Origin of the sequence: Herbaspirillum lusitanum P6-12, from assembly GCF_000256565.1 — a bacterium.
GTDB lineage: Bacteria > Pseudomonadota > Gammaproteobacteria > Burkholderiales > Burkholderiaceae_D > Herbaspirillum > Herbaspirillum lusitanum.
This window is the reverse complement of sequence record NZ_AJHH01000458.1, coordinates 1-7,173: the sequence shown is the minus strand read 5'-3', so window position 1 is coordinate 7,173 and position 7,173 is coordinate 1. Positions and strand designations below refer to the sequence as shown.

Below are 7,173 nucleotides of genomic sequence, written 5' to 3'. Positions count from 1 at the left end.
AATCCAGTACAGCGCACCGGTGGCGACGATTGCCGCCAATCGGCCGCGCAGACGCATATGTTCAATGCGGCAAGGCGGCTGAGCCAGGCCTGAAAATCTCGACGATTCAACCATTTCCAACCAGGCGCAGTAAAACGAGAGGCCATCCGGTCCCGGCCAGCGCCGTTAAATTTATCGGAGTCGACAATGTCAAAAAATGTAGGTGTGATCGGTTTGGGCGCCATGGGCCTGGGCGTTGCCCGTTCTTTGCTGCGCGCCGGTTTCAAGGTGCACGCCTGTGACGTGCGCAAGGAAGTGCTCGACAAGTTCGCCGCCGACGGCGGCATCGCTTGCGCCTCGCCTGCCGAGATGGGCAAGGCAGTCGATGTGATCATCACGCTGGTGGTCAACGCCGCGCAAACCGACACCGTACTGTTCGGCGAGAACGGCGCCGCTTCCACATTGAAGCCGGGCAGCGTGGTGATTTCGAGCGCCACCGTGGCGCCGGATTTCGCTGTTGCACTGGGCCAGCGTCTCGCCGAAAAAGATCTGCTGCTGCTGGACGCACCGGTGTCCGGCGGCGCGCGCGCGCCGCATCGGGCGAGATGACGATGATGACCTCCGGCCCCGCCGAGGTCTACGCCAGGATCGAAGACGTGTTGAAGGGCATGGCCGGCAAGGTCTATCGCCTGGGCGACACGCACGGCATCGGTTCCAAGGTCAAGATCATCAACCAGCTGCTGGCCGGCGTGCACATCGCCGCATCGGCGGAAGCGATGGCGCTGGGCCTGCGCGAAGGCGTCGATCCCGATGCGCTGTACGAGGTCATCACGCATAGCGCGGGCAATTCGTGGATGTTTGAAAACCGTGTGCCGCACATCCTCAAGGGCGACTACACGCCGTTGTCGGCGGTCGATATTTTCGTCAAGGACCTGGGCCTGGTGCTCGACACCGCACGCCGCAGCAAATTCCCGCTGCCGCTGTCGGCCGCCGCGCATCAGATGTTCATGATGGCGTCCACCGCCGGCCACGGCGGTGAAGACGATTCCGCCGTGATCAAGATTTTCCCCGGCATCGACCTGCCGCCGTCAAAACAGTAAAAACAGTAACCAAGCAATCCGGAGTTCATCATGTCTCAAGCCAAACCTCTGCTCGGCTGCATCGCCGACGACTTCACCGGCGCCACCGACCTAGCCAACATGCTGGTGCGCGGCGGCATGCGCACGGTGCAAACCATCGGCATTCCCGAACAGTTGCCGGCGGTCGCCGCCGATGCGCTGGTGATCGCGTTGAAGTCGCGCACGATTCCCGCCGCCGAAGCGGTCGAACAATCGCTGGCCGCGCTGCGCTGGTTGCAGCAGCAAGGCTGCACGCAATTCTTCTTCAAGTATTGCTCGACCTTCGACTCGACCGACGCCGGCAACATCGGCCAGGTGACCGACGCGCTGCTGAAGGAACTGGGCGCCGACTTCACCATCGCCTGCCCGGCCTTCCCGGAAAACGGTCGCACGATCTATCGCGGCTACCTGTTCGTTGCCGATGGCTTGCTCAATGAATCAGGCATGGAAAACCATCCGCTCACGCCGATGACCGACGCCAACCTGGTGCGCGTGCTGCAACGCCAGACCGAATCCAAGGTCGGCCTGGTGCGCTACGACACCGTGGCCAAGGACGCTGCTGCCGTGACCGAACGCTTCACCGCGCTGCGCACCGACGGCGTCAAGATGGCGATCGCCGATGCGGTATCGGATCGCGATCTGTATGTGCTGGGCGAAGCTTGCGCAGAATTAAAATTGGTCACCGGCGGCTCCGGCATCGCGCTCGGCCTGCCGGAGAATTTCCGTCGCGCCGGCTTGCTGCACGCCAGCGCCGAAGCCGCGCAACTGCCGCAGGTCGGCGGCTTGTCGGCTGTGCTGGCCGGCAGCGCATCGAAAGCTACGAACGCGCAAGTCGCCGAATGGACGGCCAGGCATCCTGCCTGGCGCATCGATCCGTTGGCCCTGGCGCGCGGCGAAGCCGTGGTGGCGCAAGCATTGGCGTTCGCCGATGAACACATCAGCAAGGAAGCGGTGCTGATTTACGCCACCGCCACACCTGACGAAGTCAAAGCGGTGCAAAAGGAACTCGGCGTCGCCAAGGCCGGACATCTGGTCGAACAGGCGCTGGCAGATATCGCGAGGGGTCTGCGCGAACGCGGCGTGCGCCGCTTCGTGGTGGCCGGCGGCGAAACTTCCGGCGCTGTCGTCCAGGCGCTCGATGTGCGCGCCTTGCGCATCGGACCGCAGATCGATCCGGGCGTGCCGGCGACGGCCACGCTCGACGACCAGCCGTTGGCGCTGGCGCTCAAGTCGGGTAATTTCGGCAGCGTCGATTTCTTCGAGAAGGCGCTGCGCTTCCTCGCCGGAGAAACGCAATGAGTCCGGGCGTGAGCAAGGAAAGCCAACTGCGCGAAGAGATCTGCCGCACCGGCGCCAGTCTCTACCAGCGCGGCTATACGGTCGGCTCGGCCGGCAACATCAGCGCACGTCTGGACGACGGCTGGCTGATCACGCCGACCGACGCCTGCCTCGGTTTCCTCGATCCGGCGCAGATCGCCAAGGTCGACGCCGCTGGCAACCGGGTCTCGGGCGACAAGCCGTCGAAGACGCTGGCGCTGCATCGCATGGTCTACGACAACAATCCGGAGATGCACGCCGTGGTGCACACGCACTCGACCCACCTGGTCAAACTGACGATCACGGGCGTGTGGTCGCAGGACGATGTGCTGCCGCCGATCACGCCGTATTACGTGATGAAGGTGGGGCACATCCCTTTCATTGCCTATCGCCGTCCGGGCGATCCGCTGGTCGCTGAACAGGTGAAGCAGCTCGCCGGCAAAGTGCGCGGCGTGCTGCTTGAGCGTCTCGGCCCAGTAGTATGGGAAAGCTCGGTTTCCAAGGCGGCCTGCGCGCTGGAAGAGCTCGAAGAAACAGCCAGGCTGTGGCATCTGGCGGGCGGCAATGTCGCGCCGCTGGACGACGCGGCGCTGACCGAATTGCGCGAGGTATTCAACGCGCGCTGGTAGCCGCTGATCCATTGCGCGGTTGAGCGCTACGGCTTCAACAAGAACAAAAACCAATCCAACGGGACACCGGTTCAGGCCGGTATCCCGGCCGCAGCATTCACTTTTTTTTGCCAGCCACGCGCCAGCCGATTTTGTATCAGCACGTCAGATTTTTAAACCAGCGGCCGTGGGAGCGGCTGCATATCAACATAATCAACAGGAGATTGTCGTAGCATGACTGCATCAACCAACATCGGCGCCGCACCGGCTGTCAACACCAGCGCCAACGAACAAGAACAGAACCGTGTCTACGCCAAGGTATTCTGGCGCATCATGCCTTTCCTCATGCTGTGTTACGTGATCGCCTATCTCGATCGCGTCAACGTCGGCTTCGCCAAGCTGCAGATGTCGGTCGACCTGGGTTTCAGCGAAACCGTCTTCGGCCTCGGCGCCGGCGTGTTCTTCCTCGGCTACTTCCTGTTCGAAGTGCCGAGCAACATCCTCATGCACAAGGTCGGCGCGCGCGTCTGGATCGCCCGCATCATGATCACCTGGGGCATCCTGTCCGCCGCCTTCATGTACGTTGAAACGCCGATGCAGTTCTACGTGCTGCGCTTCCTGCTGGGCCTGGCCGAAGCCGGTTTCTATCCCGGCATCATCCTGTACCTGACCTACTGGTATCCGTCGCATCGCCGCGCCAAGGTGATCGCCGTCTTCATGTCCGGCATCCCGGTCGCCGGCATCCTCGGCAATCCGCTGTCGGGCTGGATCATGGACGCCTTCCACGGCACCACCGGCATGCACGGCTGGCAATGGATGTTCGTGATCGAAGCGGTCCCGGCCGTGCTGATCGGCCTGGCCACGCTGGCGTACCTGGACAACGGCATCGCCAAGGCGAAATGGCTGAGCGCCGGCGAAAAGAAATTGCTGGAAGATGAAATCGCCGCCGACCAGAAGGGCAAGGAAAGCGTGCATTCCTTCGCCGACATCGTCAGCGACAAGCGCGTCTGGCTGATGTGCCTGATCTACTTCTGCTTCGTCATGGGCCAGTACGGCCTGACGCTGTGGATGCCGACCCTGGTGAAAGCCACCGGCGTCACCGGCAACCTGCACATCGGCCTGCTCAGCGCGATTCCGTTCGGCTGCGCCATCATCGCGATGAACCTGATCGGCCGCAGCGCCGACGCGCGCCGCGAACGCCGCTGGCATCTGATCGTGCCGGCGCTGATGGGGGCAGTCGGTTTCGTCGGTGCGGCGCTGTTCGCCGACAACACCGCAATTTCGATCGCCGCGCTGTCGCTGGCCGCTGCGGGCGTGCTGACTTGCGCACCGCTGTTCTGGTCGCTGCCGACCTCGTTCCTGTCGGGCGCCGCGGCCGCTGTCGGTATCGCCGCCATCAACTCGGTCGGCAACCTGGCCGGTTTCGTCAGCCCGTACCTGATCGGTTACCTCAAGGACCTGACCCACAGCGGCGCGACTGGCATGTACATGCTGGCGATCATGCTGGTGATCGGTTCTGCTGCGGTGTTGAAGACTTCGCCGAAGCTGGTGAACAAGTAAGTTTCACACTAGACTTATCCGGCGCGCACTGTAGCAAGTGCGCGCCACTATTCCAAGGAGACCACGATGCTGCGCTTTGCCGCCAACCTGAGCATGATGTACAACGAGCATGCTTTCCTCGATCGCTTCGCCGCTGCCGCCAAAGATGGCTTCAGCGGCGTCGAGTTCCTGTTTCCCTATGATTTCCAGCCGGAAGAAATCCGTTCGCGCCTCGACGCCAACGGCCTGACGCAGGCGCTGTTCAACGCACCGCCGGGCGACTGGTTTTTTCAGGCCGGTATCCCGGCCGCAGCATTCACTTTTTTTTGCCAGCCACGCGCCAGCCGATTTTGTATCAGCACGTCAGATTTTTAAACCAGCGGCCGTGGGAGCGGCTGCATATCAACATAATCAACAGGAGATTGTCGTAGCATGACTGCATCAACCAACATCGGCGCCGCACCGGCTGTCAACACCAGCGCCAACGAACAAGAACAGAACCGTGTCTACGCCAAGGTATTCTGGCGCATCATGCCTTTCCTCATGCTGTGTTACGTGATCGCCTATCTCGATCGCGTCAACGTCGGCTTCGCCAAGCTGCAGATGTCGGTCGACCTGGGTTTCAGCGAAACCGTCTTCGGCCTCGGCGCCGGCGTGTTCTTCCTCGGCTACTTCCTGTTCGAAGTGCCGAGCAACATCCTCATGCACAAGGTCGGCGCGCGCGTCTGGATCGCCCGCATCATGATCACCTGGGGCATCCTGTCCGCCGCCTTCATGTACGTTGAAACGCCGATGCAGTTCTACGTGCTGCGCTTCCTGCTGGGCCTGGCCGAAGCCGGTTTCTATCCCGGCATCATCCTGTACCTGACCTACTGGTATCCGTCGCATCGCCGCGCCAAGGTGATCGCCGTCTTCATGTCCGGCATCCCGGTCGCCGGCATCCTCGGCAATCCGCTGTCGGGCTGGATCATGGACGCCTTCCACGGCACCACCGGCATGCACGGCTGGCAATGGATGTTCGTGATCGAAGCGGTCCCGGCCGTGCTGATCGGCCTGGCCACGCTGGCGTACCTGGACAACGGCATCGCCAAGGCGAAATGGCTGAGCGCCGGCGAAAAGAAATTGCTGGAAGATGAAATCGCCGCCGACCAGAAGGGCAAGGAAAGCGTGCATTCCTTCGCCGACATCGTCAGCGACAAGCGCGTCTGGCTGATGTGCCTGATCTACTTCTGCTTCGTCATGGGCCAGTACGGCCTGACGCTGTGGATGCCGACCCTGGTGAAAGCCACCGGCGTCACCGGCAACCTGCACATCGGCCTGCTCAGCGCGATTCCGTTCGGCTGCGCCATCATCGCGATGAACCTGATCGGCCGCAGCGCCGACGCGCGCCGCGAACGCCGCTGGCATCTGATCGTGCCGGCGCTGATGGGGGCAGTCGGTTTCGTCGGTGCGGCGCTGTTCGCCGACAACACCGCAATTTCGATCGCCGCGCTGTCGCTGGCCGCTGCGGGCGTGCTGACTTGCGCACCGCTGTTCTGGTCGCTGCCGACCTCGTTCCTGTCGGGCGCCGCGGCCGCTGTCGGTATCGCCGCCATCAACTCGGTCGGCAACCTGGCCGGTTTCGTCAGCCCGTACCTGATCGGTTACCTCAAGGACCTGACCCACAGCGGCGCGACTGGCATGTACATGCTGGCGATCATGCTGGTGATCGGTTCTGCTGCGGTGTTGAAGACTTCGCCGAAGCTGGTGAACAAGTAAGTTTCACACTAGACTTATCCGGCGCGCACTGTAGCAAGTGCGCGCCACTATTCCAAGGAGACCACGATGCTGCGCTTTGCCGCCAACCTGAGCATGATGTACAACGAGCATGCTTTCCTCGATCGCTTCGCCGCTGCCGCCAAAGATGGCTTCAGCGGCGTCGAGTTCCTGTTTCCCTATGATTTCCAGCCGGAAGAAATCCGTTCGCGCCTCGACGCCAACGGCCTGACGCAGGCGCTGTTCAACGCACCGCCGGGCGACTGGGCGGCCGGCGAGCGCGGCATCGCGTCGCTGCCCGGCCGCGAAGACGAATTCAAGCGCAGCATCGAGACCGCGCTGAAATATGTCGAAGTCATCGGTAACAAGACGCTGCACGTGATGGCCGGCCTGATCCGTCCCGACCAGGATCGCGCCAAACATCGCGCGGTCTACATGGACAACCTGTCGTACGCCGCCCATCATGCCGACCTGGCCGGCGTGACCGTGGTGATCGAGCCGATCAACACGCGCAACATCCCGGGCTTCTTCCTCAATCGCCAGGACGACGCGCAAGCCATCTGCGCAGAAATCGGCGCAGAGAATCTGAAGGTGCAGTTCGATTGCTACCACTGCCAGATCGTCGAAGGCGACGTCGCCGTCAAGCTCAAGCGCGACATGGCCGGCGTCGGTCACATCCAGGTCGCGGGCGTGCCGGAGCGTCATGAGCCGGATATCGGCGAGCTGAACTATCCCTACCTGCTCAAGCTGATCGACTCGCTGGGCTACAAGGGCTGGATCGGTTGCGAGTACGTGCCGGCGGCGGCGACCTCGGACGGCCTCGGCTGGCTCAAGGCGCTGGCGGCGCAGGGACTGAC

General features: G+C 62.6%; 5 protein-coding genes and 2 pseudogenes. All 7 read left to right on the top strand.

What is annotated here, in order from left to right:
• Positions 1 to 186: 186 nt before the first annotated feature.
• Positions 187 to 1,079 (top strand): annotated as a pseudogene (gene ltnD, locus HLUSI_RS28820) (L-threonate dehydrogenase).
• A 30-nt stretch (positions 1,080 to 1,109) separates the two neighbouring features.
• Positions 1,110 to 2,396, top strand: coding sequence for a 3-oxo-tetronate kinase (gene otnK, locus HLUSI_RS0115050; protein WP_016834773.1), 1,287 nt, complete (start codon positions 1,110 to 1,112; stop codon positions 2,394 to 2,396).
• The gene (otnC, locus tag HLUSI_RS0115045; protein WP_016834772.1) at positions 2,393 to 3,043 is read left to right on the top strand and encodes a 3-oxo-tetronate 4-phosphate decarboxylase; all 651 of its coding nucleotides are present in this window, start codon (positions 2,393 to 2,395) and stop codon (positions 3,041 to 3,043) included. The genes otnK and otnC overlap by 4 nt, the downstream gene beginning before the upstream one ends.
• Positions 3,044 to 3,256: 213 nt before the next feature.
• A complete protein-coding gene (locus HLUSI_RS0115040) occupies positions 3,257 to 4,582 on the top strand; it encodes an MFS transporter (protein WP_016834770.1) in 1,326 nt (441 codons plus the stop codon).
• Between the two features lie 66 nt (positions 4,583 to 4,648).
• Positions 4,649 to 4,846, top strand: a pseudogene (locus HLUSI_RS0115035) (hydroxypyruvate isomerase); the annotation flags it as partial.
• Between the two features lie 147 nt (positions 4,847 to 4,993).
• Complete coding sequence (locus HLUSI_RS0115030) at positions 4,994 to 6,319, top strand: MFS transporter (RefSeq protein WP_016834770.1); 1,326 nt, start codon at positions 4,994 to 4,996, stop codon at positions 6,317 to 6,319.
• 66 nt (positions 6,320 to 6,385) lie between these two features.
• The coding region (gene otnI, locus HLUSI_RS0115025) for a 2-oxo-tetronate isomerase (RefSeq protein WP_016834769.1) at positions 6,386 to 7,173 on the top strand (788 nt) is incomplete at its 3' end.